Genomic DNA, 13081 nt, shown 5'->3' with positions numbered 1-13081 from the left:
TATGCGGCGGGGACCGCTTGCTTCAGATGTCGTGCCACGCGGAGAAAGTCGCGGCCTGGCCGTGCAGGGTGCCGGCATCGTCGATCAGCTGCCAAACGACCCCATTCTCGATGCGGAAACGCCGGCCGGATTTCGCGACGCGAATGCCGGCATAGTCGGCGACGAAACCGTTGCGGATGACCTCGTCCAGCAATCGCTGCCGCTCTGCGCGGTCTGGTGCCTCGGCCGAGAGGCGTGAGGGCAGGGTGACGAACTCGTCCAGCGGATATTCGAAGCAGGCCTGCGCTGTGCGGTTGGCGTAGATGAAGCGGGGATCGGCATCAGTATTGTGTGCCAGCACCGCGAATGGGGCGTGGTCGTATAGCCAATCGGGCCCTAGCGCCCCCGCGATCAGTGGCGTTCCGGTGAGACGCGCGTAGCAGCCGACGATCAGGTCGAAGAAATCGGAATCTACGGAGAGGTCGGCGGGAATTTGGCGGGATGCCGCGTTCATGAAATGTGGAAGTCCAAGCATGGAGGTCGATACTAGGGAGATTGGGGGTTAAGTAAACTGGTGCCGGAACTCCCAGTCAATAGAGGGGGATTTCATCACAACCCGCTCCAATTTTTGACCCGGGCTATCAGGCGTTTTTTTCAATAGGTGCATTATCGCGATGATAGCTCTTCTTATCTGGAGCAGCTAGATATGAACCAACTACCAGAAATATCATAGCAGTAATGGTGTATATCTTTATCAATTTTTTATCTCGATCAGCAATAAATTCGTAGTTTTTATTGAATCTTTCGCCAACACCTCTAATAACGAGAATGTAATAATTTAGGACAATCTCTGAAAAAACTAATACCAATATCACAAAAAATCCAATGCCAATTCGCACTCCAGTCAATCGAGACACCAGGTCGAAAAGTATGAACGTGCATACCGAAGACAGCAATGAAACGAAGCTAATGGCCTTGGTCGTGTCAAAGTCGAACGACGTCGGCCAAGCGCCCTTATTAAGCCTCAGTATGATTATATACAAATATGGATAAATTCTAAGCAGGCGTCTAGAAAAGCTCATGTTCTTGTCGCTTATCATAAAAAATCACCATGCCAACCCACACAAAATCTCAATATCCAAACACATCCGAGGGAGATCTCGGCGGACGCAAGTGTCTCATCGGCCGGAAAATGGAGAGATTGGACCAGATCGGGTATATTTTTGATCCGCTGGGCGGTACCGGCCTGGAGGCGCCGTTTCCCTTTTCCTTGACCCGGCCGGGCGGGGCAATACTCATTCCCTCATGACAACATTGCTCCTGCACTCGCCCGCACTCTTCGGCGCTCTGCTGTTCGCGGCACTGCTGCTGGCCGTCGAACTGGGCCGCAGGCTCGGCCTGCGCTGGGCACCGCGCGACGGCGGCTCGCATGGCGGCACCGCCGCGCTCGACAGCGCGGTGTTCGCCCTGTTCGGGCTGCTGATCGCCTTCACCTTTTCCGGCGCTGCGTCGCGGTTCGATGCGCGGCGGGACCTGATCGTGCAGGAGGCCAATGCGATCGGCACCGCCTGGCTGCGGGTGGACCTGATGCCCGGCGCGGACCAGCCGGCGATGCGGGACGGTTTCCGGCACTATGTGGATTCCCGGCTGGCGGCCTATCGGCAGGTTTCCGATCCCGTCGCGTTCAAGGCCGCGCTGGACCGGTCGGCCGCGCTTCAGAACCACATCTGGAAGCGGGCGATCGCCGCCACGCAGGAGGCGGGGGCGGCGCCGGCGATCGGCACCCAGTTGCTGCCGGCGATCAACGACATGATCGACATCACCACCACCCGGGCGATGGCGACGCAGATGCATCCGCCGGGGATCGTCTATGTGCTGCTGCTCGGCCTGGCTTTCGCGAGCGCGCTGCTGGCCGGATACGGCGTGGGCGAGGCGCATGCGCGGCACTGGCTGCACAGCGGCATCTTCGCCGCGATCCTGACGGTCACGCTCTATGTCATCGTCGATTTCGAGCATCCGCGCATGGGCAGCATGCGGGTCGACAATTTCGACAGCCTGCTCGTCGATGTGCGCAAGTCGATGGGATGAGCGCCTTGCGCCGATAGCCTCATGGCGCCGGGGCGGCGCCGGCCAGTACCTGTTTCATGGCCGGGGCGAGCGCGCGTGCGGCGCTGGCGGTCAGATGGTCGGTGTCGCGATAGACCGCAATATTCCCCAGGCGCACGGCGCATTCCGGCCCGGTGCACAACAAGCGTGACGGGAGGAAGGCATGGACATGCGGCAGCGTGGCCAGGCGAGTCAGCAGCGCATCGGAATAGGCGGTGTGCCGTCGCGCCGTCGCTGAATCGAGGCCGCATTTTCCGTCACGCCCCCACATGGTGGAGACCGCGAGGCAGCGTGACGGCGGTTTGGGATAGGAGGGCACGTCGCCCAACAGCAGCACCTCGATCCCGCGATCGGAGAAGTGGCGGACGGTGCGTTCGAGCGAGGTGGCGATGAGGCGGCGCGACTTCTCGATGGGCGCGTCGGGATCGCCATCGACGCTGAAACGGCCCTTCTTCATCTTGCCGTCATTCTCCTCGGTGAACAGCGACCAGGCACCGCCGAGCACGACCAGGCGGACATTGGGCCGTTCGAGCAGCGTGCGCAGCAGGCTCTTGTTCCGCTCCCGGCACTTCGCGCTCCTGAGACCTGCCAGTACCGGAAGGACGGTATCGGACGAGGTCCCGATGGGTGGCGCGACATCGGGCAGGGGCAGGCAGCCGCCGACCCAGACCTGGCCGACGGCGTGCTTGCCGTAGATCTCGCGCAGGGCCGGGACGAGATGGCCGGCGTGCGAATCCCCCCAGACGAACACATTGGTGGCGGCGGGACAGGGAGTCTTGAACAGATGGTCGCCGTTCGATGGATCGCATCGGCCCAGATCGTCGAAATCGGCGCGCGCGGCATCGGCTGCCTGCACGACCGGGGCAACGCGGTTCGGCAGCCCGTGCAGGCGGTGGATGACGAAGCCGGCGGCGGCGACCGCCAGCAGCGCCGCGCCGGCGACCAGCACCGATCGGCCGGCCGAGAGCCGGCCGATGCGCGCGCGGCGAAAGGGCTGTTCGACGAAGCGCCACGACAGGGCCGACAGGCCCAGCGCGGCGGCGATCGCGATGGCCGTTTCCAGCGGCGCGAGCGGGCGATCGAGATAATAGGCCCACAGGGCGAAGATCGGCCAGTGCCAGAGATAGAGCGAATAGGAGATCAGCCCGATCCCCACCACCGGACGCGCCGACAGGAGGCGGGAGGCGGCGGTCGGCTGCCCCTGTTGCCCGGCATGGATGATCGCCACCGCGCCGAGGCAGGGCAGCAGCGCCGCCAGCCCGGGAAAGGGCGTGGCGGACGAATAGAGGACGACCGCGGCGAGGATCGCGGCAAGCCCGGCCGCGGCGAGGCCCTGGGCGAGGCGCGGCGAGGGTGTGGGCACGAGGCGCAGGGCCAGCACAGCGCCGATCTCGAATTCCCAGGCACGCGAGGGCAGGAGATAGAAGGCGGCGACGGGATGTACCCGCACGGACCAGATCGCGATCGCCAGCGAGAGCAGCAGCACCGACATCAGCGCGATCCGCGCGAGGCGCATGCCGCCCCAGCGCCATGCAGCCCAGAGGAGGAGCGGATGGAGCAGATAGAGCTGCTCCTCGATCGCCAGCGACCAGAGATGCAGCAGGGGGAGCTGGCCCGAGGTCGGACCGAAATAGCCGGCGTCGCGGTACAGGACGATATTCGCGATAAAGCCCGCCGCTGCGGTGGCATGCTTGCCCAGGCGGGCGAGATCCGATGGAAGCAGGACGATCAGCCCGACGGCCAGAGTGGCGAGGATCACCAGCGCCATGGCCGGCACGATGCGGCGGACACGACGATCGTAGAAGCGGAGGAAGGAGAAGCTGTCGCCCTCCAGCGCGCTCACGATCAGCGACGTGATGAGATAGCCCGAGATGACGAAAAACACGTCGACGCCGACGAACCCGCCGGTGGCGACGCTCGATCCCGCATGAAAGGCAATGACGGAGAGCACGGCGACGGCGCGCAGGCCGTCGATATCGGGGCGGTAGCCGCCTGTTACGCTGAAAGGCGCCTTGCCCACTCGCCTTCCCCCGTGATCCCGCGACGCAGCCTTAAGGGATCGGGGTATGGCGCCGCAAGGCTCCGCTCAGCCGTCGACGGGCTCGCTGAATCGACCGTGCCGCGCCTGCTCGGTCAGGCGGGCGAATTCGGACTGCTCCATATGGATCAGCGTCGCGTGATCGCCGCCCTCGAAATAGACGTCCGGCTGCGCTTCCAGGCTGTCGTCGACGATCGTCGCCACGCCGTAGCCGACGCCGAGCGCAGGCACGGCGCCCGGCGCGCAATCGTCGAAGACCGAGGCCAGGTCCCGTTCCTGGGCGAGATGCGGTTGTGCGCCGAACTCCTCGCCCAGCTCGTCCAGATCCACCCGCCGGTCCGACGGGAGCACGGCGAGCAGATAATCGTCATCGGTGTCGAGCAGGACCGCCTTGGCCAGCCGCTCGGCCGGAATGTGGCAGACCCGGGCAATCTCCAGCGCGGTGGCGGTCGGCACATGCGGCACGATCTCGTACACCACGCCGCGCCGATCGAGATAATGCTGCAATTTGGGGGCTATGGTCATGGGAATCCCTCCTTCGTCGTCACGGCCGGGAAGCATCTCAGAGCGATTGGGAATGCAGGCCGCTGGGGCGGGTGATGTCGCCCAGCGCCCGGCCGGCACGCGATGCCTCGCCATTATGCGCGAGATCAGTGATCGAGACGATTCCGACGAGGCGCTTGTTGCGATCGAGCACGGGCATTCGGCGGATCTGGAAGTTCGCCATGGTGTCGAGCACGTCCTCGGAATCATCGTCCTCGAAGCAATAGGCGACCGTGCCGCTCATCACGTCGCGGATCCTGGCGGACGGCCTACGGCCGAGCGCGACCGCCCGGATCGCGATGTCGCGGTCAGTGACGATGCCGACCAGCCGGTCGTTCTCGCCGACCGGAAGGATGCCGGCGTCGATGTCCGCCATCACGCGGGCCGCATCCTGCACCGTTTCGTCGGGATCGACGATCCGCACGTCGCGCGTCATGCATTCGTTGATCTTCATGGCGACCTCCACGGCGTTGTCGCGATCGTTCCGGCGACAAGGGGAGGCTCGCAGGAGCCGGCCCGCACTCGGGGCGAGACACGGTCTGCCCGATGGCGCACGCGATCAGCGAGGAAACGTACCGGTCGGGCGGCAGTTCCCCCGAAACAAGGTTAAGCGGTGCTGCGCCGCGCCGGAACTATCCCCCCGGAACTATCCCCCCGGAACTATCCCGGTGCCGGCCGACAGATTCCGCTGCGCCCGGGACTGCGGCAAAGGCGGTGTTCCCGATCCAGTCCATGCGACTTGCGCAGTCGCGCCAGCATCGCCAGAAGAAGCGACAGTCATTTTGCCCGGAGTATAGCCTTTCCATGACCATCAGCCCGGTCGATTTCGCCAGCCTGTTATGCTCCCGCCTGTGCCACGACCTGCTCAGCCCGGTGGGCGCGCTCAACAACGGACTGGAATTGCTTGCCGACGAGCACGACCCGGAAATGCGCCAGCGCTGCCTCGAGCTGCTCGCGGAGAGCGCCAAGGCGTCGGCGAACAAGCTGAAATTCTTCCGGCTCGCCTTCGGTGCGGCGGGCGGTTTCGGCGAGACGGTCGATTCGCGCGAGGCGCGCGCGGCGATCGAGGGGCTGTTCGGCGACAATCACCGGGTCAATCTCGGCTGGCTGGTCGAGGATGCGACCCTGCCCAAGGCAGCGATCAAGGTGCTGCTCAACCTGGCGCTGATCGGCGGCGATGCGCTGATCCGCGGCGGTCAGCTCGATGTCGGGGCCGAGGCAGTGGACGGCAATGTCGAGATCGTCGTGCGCGCCGATGGGCCGCGCATCGTGCTCGACAATGAGCTGCGCACCACGCTGCAGAGCGGGCAACAGGGCGATACCCTGATCACGCCGCGCGCTGCTGCAGCGTTTCTGGTGCATTCGCTGGTCGCCGAGGGCGGGGGGGCGGTGCAGGTTTCCGACCCTGACGAGCCGGTGCTGTTGTTCGGGGCGGCGTTCAAGGGGTGACCTCTCTGAGGCCCTCTCCGTCAGGGGAGGGGTTTTAATAAAAGGTGCGAGGATCGGCTTAAACCTACCCTCGATTAAACGCCCCTTTAACCAATCCTTGCCATGGTCCGGATCGCATCCCCGGGGGCCCATGGACGATCTTCTTCAGGAATTCATCGCCGAGACGCGCGAGACGCTTGAGGCGCTCTCGGGCGAGATCGTCGCGTGGGAGGCATCCCCCGACGATCGCGATCGGCTCGATGCCATTTTCCGCTTCGTGCACACGGTGAAGGGAAGCTGCGGTTTCCTCGACCTGCCGCGCCTGGCCCGGCTGAGCCATGCGGCCGAGGATGTGCTCGCCGCCGTCCGTTCGGGCCAGCGCGTGCCCGATACGCGGCTGGTCAACGCCGTGCTCGCGATCGTCGACCGGATCGGCGAGCTCGTCGAGGCGATCGATGCCGGCGTACCGCTCGACGATACGGGCGAGGACATGCTGGTTTCCGCGCTCGAGGAGGGATCGTCGGTCTCGACTCAGGCGCATGCCCCGGTCGCCTCGCGCAACCCGACCCGCAGCGTTCGCCTGAACGTCGACCTGCTCGACCGGATGATGAGCGGCATGTCCGACATGGTGCTCGCCCGCAACGAGCTGGCGCGGCGGCTGCGCGACGACGGGGCGGACCCGACCGTCGAGGCAGCGCTGGAGCGCCTGTCGCTGACCGTCGCCGAGATGCGCGATACCGTCACGCGCACGCGCATGCAGAAGATCGACGCCTTGTTTTCCGCCCTGCCGCGCATGGTGCGCGATACCGCGGCCGAGCTCGGCAAGTCAGTGACGCTTCATGTCGAGGGCAGCGACGTCGAGCTCGATCGCGAGATGATCGAGATGATGCGCGATCCGCTCGTCCATATCGTGCGCAACGCGATCGACCATGGGCTCGAGGCGCCGCTGGAGCGCCGCGCGCTGGGCAAGCGCGAGAGCGGCCGGCTGACCGTTTCCGCCCGGCAATCGGGCAACCAGATCATCATCGAGATCGCCGATGACGGGCGCGGCATCGACACCGACCGGCTGATCGCGAAGATCGCGGGGACTGGCGGGCGCAGCGCCAAGGAACTCGACGCGCTGAGCGACAAGGCGAAGCTCGCGCTGGTGTTCGAGCCGGGCGTTTCGACCAAGGAAGCCGTCACCGCCATTTCGGGGCGCGGCGTCGGCATGGACGTGGTGCGCGCCAATGTGGAGCAGATCGGTGGCCGCATCGAGCTGTCCAACGCGCCGGGCAAGGGCCTGCGCCTCGCCATTCACGTCCCGCTGACCCTGTCGATCATCGCGACGATCGGTGTGGGCGTAGGAAATCAACGCTTCGCGATCTCGCGCCAGGCGATCGAGGAGATCGTCCGGGTGGGCGGCGATACGATCCGGGTCGACATGCTGGGCGGTACGCCCGCCGCCACGGTGCGCGATCGCCGCATGCCGCTGGTCGATCTGGGCGGGCTGCTGAAGCTTTCGGGCGACAACGCGTCGACCATGCTGGTGATCGTCGGCGTACCGGGCGGCAGCTTCGCGCTGGCGGTCGAGTCAGTGCTCGATCATGAGGAACTGGTGATCAAGCCGGCCGCGCCGGCCGTGATGGCGACCGGCGTCTATGCCGGGCAGACCCTGCCCGATAGCGGGCTGCCGATGCTGCTGCTCGATTGCGCCGGCATCGCGACGGCAGCGGGGCTTCAGTTCGGCAGCGAAGTCATGCTCGACGACGTGGCCGAGGAGGTGCAGGCACCCAGCGTTTCCGCCCTGTTGTTCGACGATCTGGACGGCGTGCGCCGGCTGGTCCCGCTGACCATCATCGACCGGATCGAGCCAGTGCCGGTCGAGGCGATCCGCTTTTCCGGTGGACGGCTGCGGCTGTCGGTCGAGGGCCGGATCATCCCGCTCGCGGTGCAGGGCGAATGGGACATGCGCTCGACGGTCTCGGTGCTGCGCCTGCGCGACGGCGATGCGGAGATCGGCTATGCGATCGGCGAAGCGCTCGACATCGTCGTCCTGCCCGACACCGTGGTGCCGGCGAAGGAAGCCGGACCGGTGGCTGGCGTGGTCTCGATCGACGACGAGCAGATCGAGCTGCTCGATCTCCATTGGCTGTTTGCGACTCATGGCGCCGAACTCGGCGCTGCCGCACCCCCGGTCTGCCTGATCGACGGTGCCGAATCGGCCTGGATGAAGACGTTCCTCAAGCCAGTGCTGGAAGGCGCCGGCTACCGTGTCGCGACCAAATTGAAGGCGGGCGAAACTGCCGCGGTGGTGCTGACCATGGGCGCTTCGGAAGCGCCGGCGAAGGGCAATGTGCCAGTGGTGCGCCTGCGCCGCGACCGTGCCGTCGGCGACGCCGCGGATACCAGCATCTATCGTTACGACCGGGACGGCCTGCTCGCCGCTCTCGCTCAGTCGGCGGGAGGCCGCTGATGTCCGAACTGTTCCTCATCGCGCACATCGCCGGCCGCGCCGTCGCGATCGAATCCCGGCAGGTCGAATCGGTCGTGGATATCGGGGCAATCGTGCCGGTTCCGGGGACCGACCGGCAGGTGCGGGGCCTTGCCGCGCTGCGCAGCCGGGTGGTGACGGTGATCGACACGCATGCGGCGCTCGGTCTGCCGGCGCCGGCGGTCGAGGCGACGCGCGCGGTCATTACGCATGTCGAGGGGCATCATTACGCGATCCTGGTCGATTCGCTCGAGGATGTGGCGCCGTTCGACCTGGCGCCGCTCTCGCCGGGCATCGTGCTCGACCGGGGCTGGCACACGACCGGCTGCGGCATCGTCGAACGCGCGGGCGAGCCGATCCTGGCGATCGACCTGCGCGCGCTGGTGCCCGGGCTGACGGCGATCGCGGCATGACGACGATTAACCCGAAACTCATGTGTTTCCGGCAAACAAGCCGCTCCAACGGGCGGAAACAGGGTGTGAATCAATGAAGACGTGTCTCGTGGTGGACGATTCGAAAGTGATCCGGAAGGTGGCGCGTCACATCCTGGAGACGCTGAACTTCCAGGTCTCCGAGGCCGGCGACGGGCGCGAGGCGCTCGACAGCTGCCTTGCCTCCACGCCCGATGTCGTGCTGCTCGACTGGAACATGCCGGTGATGAGCGGCATGGATTTCCTGCGCGCGCTGCGGGACAGCGCGCTGCCGCACCGCCCCAAGGTCGTCTTCTGCACCACCGAGAACGGCATGGCGCATATCCGCGCCGCGATCGAGGCAGGCGCCGACGAATATGTGATGAAGCCGTTCGATCGCGAGACGCTGGAGAGCAAGCTTCAGATCGTCGGCATGGCCTGAACGGGCTGTTGGCAGTGCCCCTGGGATCAACCCTGACGACCGGCCGCACCGTCGAGAGCCGGGACCGGCCGCGCATCCTGATCGTTGACGATTCAGTGGTGGCGCGGGCGGTGATCGCGCGCGCGATCGACCTGAGCGGCAAGTTCTCGGTGGCCGGCGCCGTGCCGCATGCCAAGGCCGCGCTCGCTTTCCTGCAGGGGCAGCGGGTCGACGGCATCCTGCTCGATATCGAGATGCCCGGCATGAGCGGCCTGACTGCCTTGCCCGAACTGCTCGCGGCGAGTGACGGAGCAAAGATTCTGGTGGTCTCGTCGGCTTGTGGGGACGGCGCGGCGGCGACGATCGAGGCGCTGTCGCTCGGCGCGGCCGACACGCTGGTGAAGCCCGATATCGGCGATTTCGCCGGGCGGTTCTCCGCCGTGCTCGACGAGAAGCTGTCGCGCCTGTTCGAGGCGACCCACGCCGCCCCGGGCGACATGCCGCTGGCGACCGACCGCGCCGGTGGCGGCTTCGACATCGTGGCGATCGGCGCATCGACCGGCGGGATCCACGCGCTCAGCCTGTTGCTGCGCGAAATCCCGGCGAGCTTCCAGCTGCCGATCCTGATCACCCAGCATCTTCCGGACAGCTTTATGGTGTATTTCGCCGCCCAGGTGGCGGTTCTTGCCGGGCGACCCTGCGACGTCGCCACCGACCTGATGCGGATCCGCCCTGGTCGCGTCATCGTGGCGCCGGGCACCGCGCATATCCGCGTGGTCGGTACGAGCGACGGCGCTGCCCTGCGCCTCTCGACCGAGCCGTCCAAAAGCGGCTGTATGCCCTCGGTCGACCCGATGTTCGACAGCCTGGCCGAGGTGTTCGGTTCGCGCGCGCTCGGCATCGTGCTGAGCGGCATGGGGCGCGACGGCGCCGACGGCGCACAGAAGATCATCGATCGCGGCGGCAGCGTCGTGGTGCAGGACCAGGCGAGCTCGGTCGTGTGGGGCATGCCGGGCGCCGTGGCGACGGGCGGCACCGCCTGCGCGATCATGCCGCCTGCGGAAATCGGAAAAATGGTGGCGTCACGCCGGAGGCCCGGATGATGTTGACACCCGCACCCCGTACCCGGCCCGCGGGCGCGCTCAACGTGCTTGCCGCCCTGCTCGAATCCCGCACCGGGCAGCAAATCGCCGCCAATCGCGAATGGCGGATCGAGACCGCGCTCAAGCCATTGATGCGCGAGCGCGGGCACGAGACGCTCGACGAACTGGTCGGCGAAGTGCTGCGCTCGCCGACCGTCGGCGATCACGTGGTCGACGCGCTGCTCAACCAGGAAAGCTCCTTCTTCCGCGACGCCGCGGTGCTCGACATGATTGCAGAGGCAGTCGACGCGATGCGCGCCGAAGGATTGACGCGTCGCGTGCGGATCTGGTCGGCCGGCTGCTCGCTCGGCCAGGAGCCGCTGTCGCTGGCGATGCTGTTCTCCGAGCGCGACGAGGCGACGGGAGCGCTTTCCCCCGAGATCGTCGCGACCGACGTGTCCGAAGCCGCGCTCTCCCGCGCGCGCTCCGGGCGCTATTCGCAGTTCGAGATTCAGCGCGGCCTACCGATCCGCCGCATGATGCAATGGTTCGATCCGGTCGGCGGCGACTGGGTCGCCAAGCCCGAGCTCGTCCGCCAGATCTCGTTCCGCAAGCTCAACCTGGTCGCCGATCCGCTGCCGATCGGCCGGTTCGACATCATCCTGTGCCGCAACGTGCTGCTGTATCTGTCGGCGTCGCTGCGCACGCGCGTGTTCGACCGACTGGCCGAGGTGGCCCGTCCCGGCGCGCTGCTCGTGCTCGGCGCGGGCGAGACGGTGATCGGCCAGACTGAGGCGTTTCGTCCGAGTCCGCGCTATCGCGGCCTGTACGAGCCGACCGGCGCCGCCCCCTGCGAGCGTGCGATCGCCGTCTGATCGGCGGTTTACATTCGTCGGGACAGGCCGCAAGCGGCCTTTAATGACGCAGGCGATATCCGGTGAGGGGCAGGCCAAGGGGTTCGGCGCACACGATCTGATCGTCGTGGCCGCGATGAACATACTATGGGGCTTCAACATCATCGCCGTGAAGATGGCGGTAAGCGAGATTGCGCCGCTGACCGCTGGCTTCCTGCGGCAGATACTCGTCCTGCTCGTCTGCATCGGGTCGCTGCGGATCATGCCCGGCCGGATGAGGGCCTTGACGGCGCTCGGCATCCTGTCGGGCGGCGCCTTCTACATCGCGACCAACCTGTCGCTGGCGATCACCCATCATGTCGGTGCGCTGGCCATCGCCGGGCAACTCGGCGTGCCCTTCTCGCTGCTGCTGGCGATCTTCGTGTTCCGTGAACGGATCCGCCTGCCGCGAGTCGCCGGTATCGTGCTGTCGGTCGCGGGCGTCGGTTTGCTGGTGTTCGATCCGACCATGGTCGACGAGATACCGGGCCTCGCGCTGACCGCGCTGGCCAGCTTTATTTGGGCGATCTGCTCGCTGATCCAGCGCAACCTGATCGGCGTGCCCGTGCTGACCATCTATGCCTGGATCGGATTATGGGGGTCGATCATCCTCGGGACGATCGCGCTGGTGGTCGAGACCGAGGCGATGTGGGCGATCCCGCACATCCCGCTCAGGACCTTTGGCTGGGTCGTCTTCTCCGCCGTGGGATCGACCGTGCTGGGGCAGGGGGCGATGTCCTGGCTGCTGCAGCGCCATCCAGTCAGCATCGTCACGCCGCTGACGCTCGCCGCGCCGGTGATCGCCGTGTTTGCGACGGGATGGTATTTCGACACGCCGCCGACGATGCTTATGCTGACAGGCGGTGCTATCGCGATGGTGGGTGTCGCCATCGTCACCATCAGGACTGCGCGCGCAGGGGACATGCCATGACGATCATCGACACGCCCTCGCCCAATTTCGACGAGCGTAGCCTCGGGGTCTCGATGCTCGTCCTGCATTATACCGGCATGCAGGATGCCCAGTCGGCGATCGACCGGCTGCGCGATCCCGCGGCCAAGGTCTCCGCGCACTACCTCGTGGCGGAGGACGGCACGGTCCTGCGCATGGTGGCGGAGGACAAGCGCGCCTGGCATGCCGGCAAGTCGCGCTGGCGCGGCATCGAAGACGTCAACAGCGCGAGCATCGGCATCGAGATCGTCAATCCCGGCCATGAATTCGGCTATCCTCCGTTTCCCGAGCAGCAGATCGACGCGCTGTTGCCGCTGGTTGCCGAGATCAAGGAACGTCACGGCATCACGCGCGGCAATGTCGTCGGCCATTCGGACATCGCGCCGACCCGCAAGCAGGATCCAGGCGAGCTTTTCCCATGGAACCGCCTCGCCAAACTGCGCCTCGCCCTGCCGCGGCCGACCAGGAACCTGATGGACCCGATGTGGACCGACGCGGGCTTCCTGATCGCGCTCGAACGGTTCGGTTATGACGTGGCGGACAAGCTCGCGGCAGTCGTCGCGTTCCAGCGCCGCTTCCGTCCCGAACTGATCGACGGAGAAATCGACGGCGAGTGCCGGTCGATCCTGCTGGCCTTGCTGTTGCCAAAGCCCGCCGGCGACGACTGATTTTTGCTTGTCGCGGTACCAGCCCGCTCCCCCACCCCGCCTCCCACAGAATATACTGAATGGGAGGCGGGGTGGGGGAGCGGGCTGGTAC

At 66.1% G+C, this 13081-nt stretch carries 14 protein-coding genes; 9 read left to right on the top strand and 5 right to left on the bottom strand.

The window, feature by feature from the left end; all coding sequences use genetic code 11:
• Positions 1–22: 22 nt before the first annotated feature.
• Entirely contained in the window at positions 23–493 is a 471-nt protein-coding gene (locus WC729_RS16855) for an MEKHLA domain-containing protein (protein ID WP_372854818.1), read from the bottom strand.
• 127 nt (positions 494–620) lie between these two features.
• Positions 621–896, bottom strand: coding sequence for a hypothetical protein (locus WC729_RS16850; RefSeq protein WP_372854816.1), 276 nt, complete (start codon positions 894–896; stop codon positions 621–623).
• 388 nt (positions 897–1284) lie between these two features.
• Between WC729_RS16850 and WC729_RS16845 the strand changes: the two genes are divergently transcribed.
• Entirely contained in the window at positions 1285–2067 is a 783-nt protein-coding gene (locus WC729_RS16845; protein WP_372854814.1) for a hypothetical protein, read from the top strand.
• Between the two features lie 19 nt (positions 2068–2086).
• Here the strand turns inward: WC729_RS16845 and WC729_RS16840 are convergent, their stop codons facing one another.
• The 3 genes from WC729_RS16840 to WC729_RS16830 form a co-directional block, all read right to left on the bottom strand.
• Positions 2087–4105: an acyltransferase family protein gene (locus WC729_RS16840; protein WP_372854812.1), complete on the bottom strand. Its 2019-nt coding sequence runs from the start codon at positions 4103–4105 to the stop codon at positions 2087–2089.
• Positions 4106–4171: 66 nt separating this feature from the next.
• On the bottom strand, positions 4172–4648 hold the full coding sequence (locus WC729_RS16835; protein ID WP_372854810.1) for an aminoacyl-tRNA deacylase: 477 nt from the start codon (positions 4646–4648) through the stop codon (positions 4172–4174).
• A 37-nt stretch (positions 4649–4685) separates the two neighbouring features.
• Positions 4686–5120: a CBS domain-containing protein gene (locus tag WC729_RS16830; RefSeq protein ID WP_372854808.1), complete on the bottom strand. Its 435-nt coding sequence runs from the start codon at positions 5118–5120 to the stop codon at positions 4686–4688.
• Positions 5121–5470: 350 nt separating this feature from the next.
• Between WC729_RS16830 and WC729_RS16825 the strand changes: the two genes are divergently transcribed.
• The 8 genes from WC729_RS16825 (at position 5471) to WC729_RS16790 (ending at position 12990) form a co-directional block, all read left to right on the top strand.
• Entirely contained in the window at positions 5471–6115 is a 645-nt protein-coding gene (locus WC729_RS16825) for a histidine phosphotransferase family protein (RefSeq protein ID WP_372854806.1), read from the top strand.
• 130 nt (positions 6116–6245) lie between these two features.
• On the top strand, positions 6246–8549 hold the full coding sequence (locus WC729_RS16820) for a chemotaxis protein CheA (protein ID WP_372854804.1): 2304 nt from the start codon (positions 6246–6248) through the stop codon (positions 8547–8549).
• The gene (locus WC729_RS16815; protein WP_372854802.1) at positions 8549–8980 is read left to right on the top strand and encodes a chemotaxis protein CheW; all 432 of its coding nucleotides are present in this window, start codon (positions 8549–8551) and stop codon (positions 8978–8980) included. The genes WC729_RS16820 and WC729_RS16815 overlap by 1 nt, the downstream gene beginning before the upstream one ends.
• 73 nt (positions 8981–9053) lie before the next feature.
• A complete protein-coding gene (locus WC729_RS16810) occupies positions 9054–9419 on the top strand; it encodes a response regulator (RefSeq protein ID WP_372854800.1) in 366 nt (121 codons plus the stop codon).
• A 20-nt stretch (positions 9420–9439) separates the two neighbouring features.
• Complete coding sequence (locus tag WC729_RS16805) at positions 9440–10501, top strand: chemotaxis protein CheB (protein ID WP_372855486.1); 1062 nt, start codon at positions 9440–9442, stop codon at positions 10499–10501.
• Positions 10498–11355, top strand: a complete 858-nt coding sequence (locus WC729_RS16800; RefSeq protein WP_372854798.1) for a protein-glutamate O-methyltransferase CheR — start codon at positions 10498–10500, stop codon at positions 11353–11355. The genes WC729_RS16805 and WC729_RS16800 overlap by 4 nt, the downstream gene beginning before the upstream one ends.
• 43 nt (positions 11356–11398) lie before the next feature.
• Positions 11399–12304 carry a DMT family transporter gene (locus tag WC729_RS16795; RefSeq protein ID WP_372854796.1) on the top strand — a complete coding sequence of 302 codons (906 nt, stop codon included), beginning with the start codon at positions 11399–11401 and terminating at the stop codon, positions 12302–12304.
• Positions 12301–12990, top strand: coding sequence for an N-acetylmuramoyl-L-alanine amidase (locus tag WC729_RS16790; protein WP_372854794.1), 690 nt, complete (start codon positions 12301–12303; stop codon positions 12988–12990). The genes WC729_RS16795 and WC729_RS16790 overlap by 4 nt, the downstream gene beginning before the upstream one ends.
• Positions 12991–13081 lie beyond the last annotated feature (91 nt).

Origin of the sequence: Sphingomonas sp., from assembly GCF_041661825.1 — a bacterium.
Lineage (GTDB): Bacteria > Pseudomonadota > Alphaproteobacteria > Sphingomonadales > Sphingomonadaceae > Sphingomonas.
The sequence above is the reverse complement of the archived record's forward strand: the minus strand, read 5'-3'. Positions and strand labels throughout refer to the sequence as shown.

Bases quoted from the DNA above. Each gene is read 5' to 3' on its own strand.
- WC729_RS16855 (WP_372854818.1), bottom strand. From the start codon at position 493: ATGAACGCGGCATCCCGCCAAATTCCCGCCGACCTCTCCGTAGATTCC.
- WC729_RS16830 (WP_372854808.1), bottom strand. From the start codon at position 5,120: ATGAAGATCAACGAATGCATGACGCGCGACGTGCGGATCGTCGATCCC.
- WC729_RS16810 (WP_372854800.1), top strand. From the start codon at position 9,054: ATGAAGACGTGTCTCGTGGTGGACGATTCGAAAGTGATCCGGAAGGTG.
- WC729_RS16815 (WP_372854802.1), top strand. From the start codon at position 8,549: ATGTCCGAACTGTTCCTCATCGCGCACATCGCCGGCCGCGCCGTCGCG.
- WC729_RS16835 (WP_372854810.1), bottom strand. From the start codon at position 4,648: ATGACCATAGCCCCCAAATTGCAGCATTATCTCGATCGGCGCGGCGTG.
- WC729_RS16795 (WP_372854796.1), top strand. From the start codon at position 11,399: ATGACGCAGGCGATATCCGGTGAGGGGCAGGCCAAGGGGTTCGGCGCA.
- WC729_RS16800 (WP_372854798.1), top strand. From the start codon at position 10,498: ATGATGTTGACACCCGCACCCCGTACCCGGCCCGCGGGCGCGCTCAAC.
- WC729_RS16790 (WP_372854794.1), top strand. From the start codon at position 12,301: ATGACGATCATCGACACGCCCTCGCCCAATTTCGACGAGCGTAGCCTC.
- WC729_RS16820 (WP_372854804.1), top strand. From the start codon at position 6,246: ATGGACGATCTTCTTCAGGAATTCATCGCCGAGACGCGCGAGACGCTT.
- WC729_RS16825 (WP_372854806.1), top strand. From the start codon at position 5,471: ATGACCATCAGCCCGGTCGATTTCGCCAGCCTGTTATGCTCCCGCCTG.
- WC729_RS16845 (WP_372854814.1), top strand. From the start codon at position 1,285: ATGACAACATTGCTCCTGCACTCGCCCGCACTCTTCGGCGCTCTGCTG.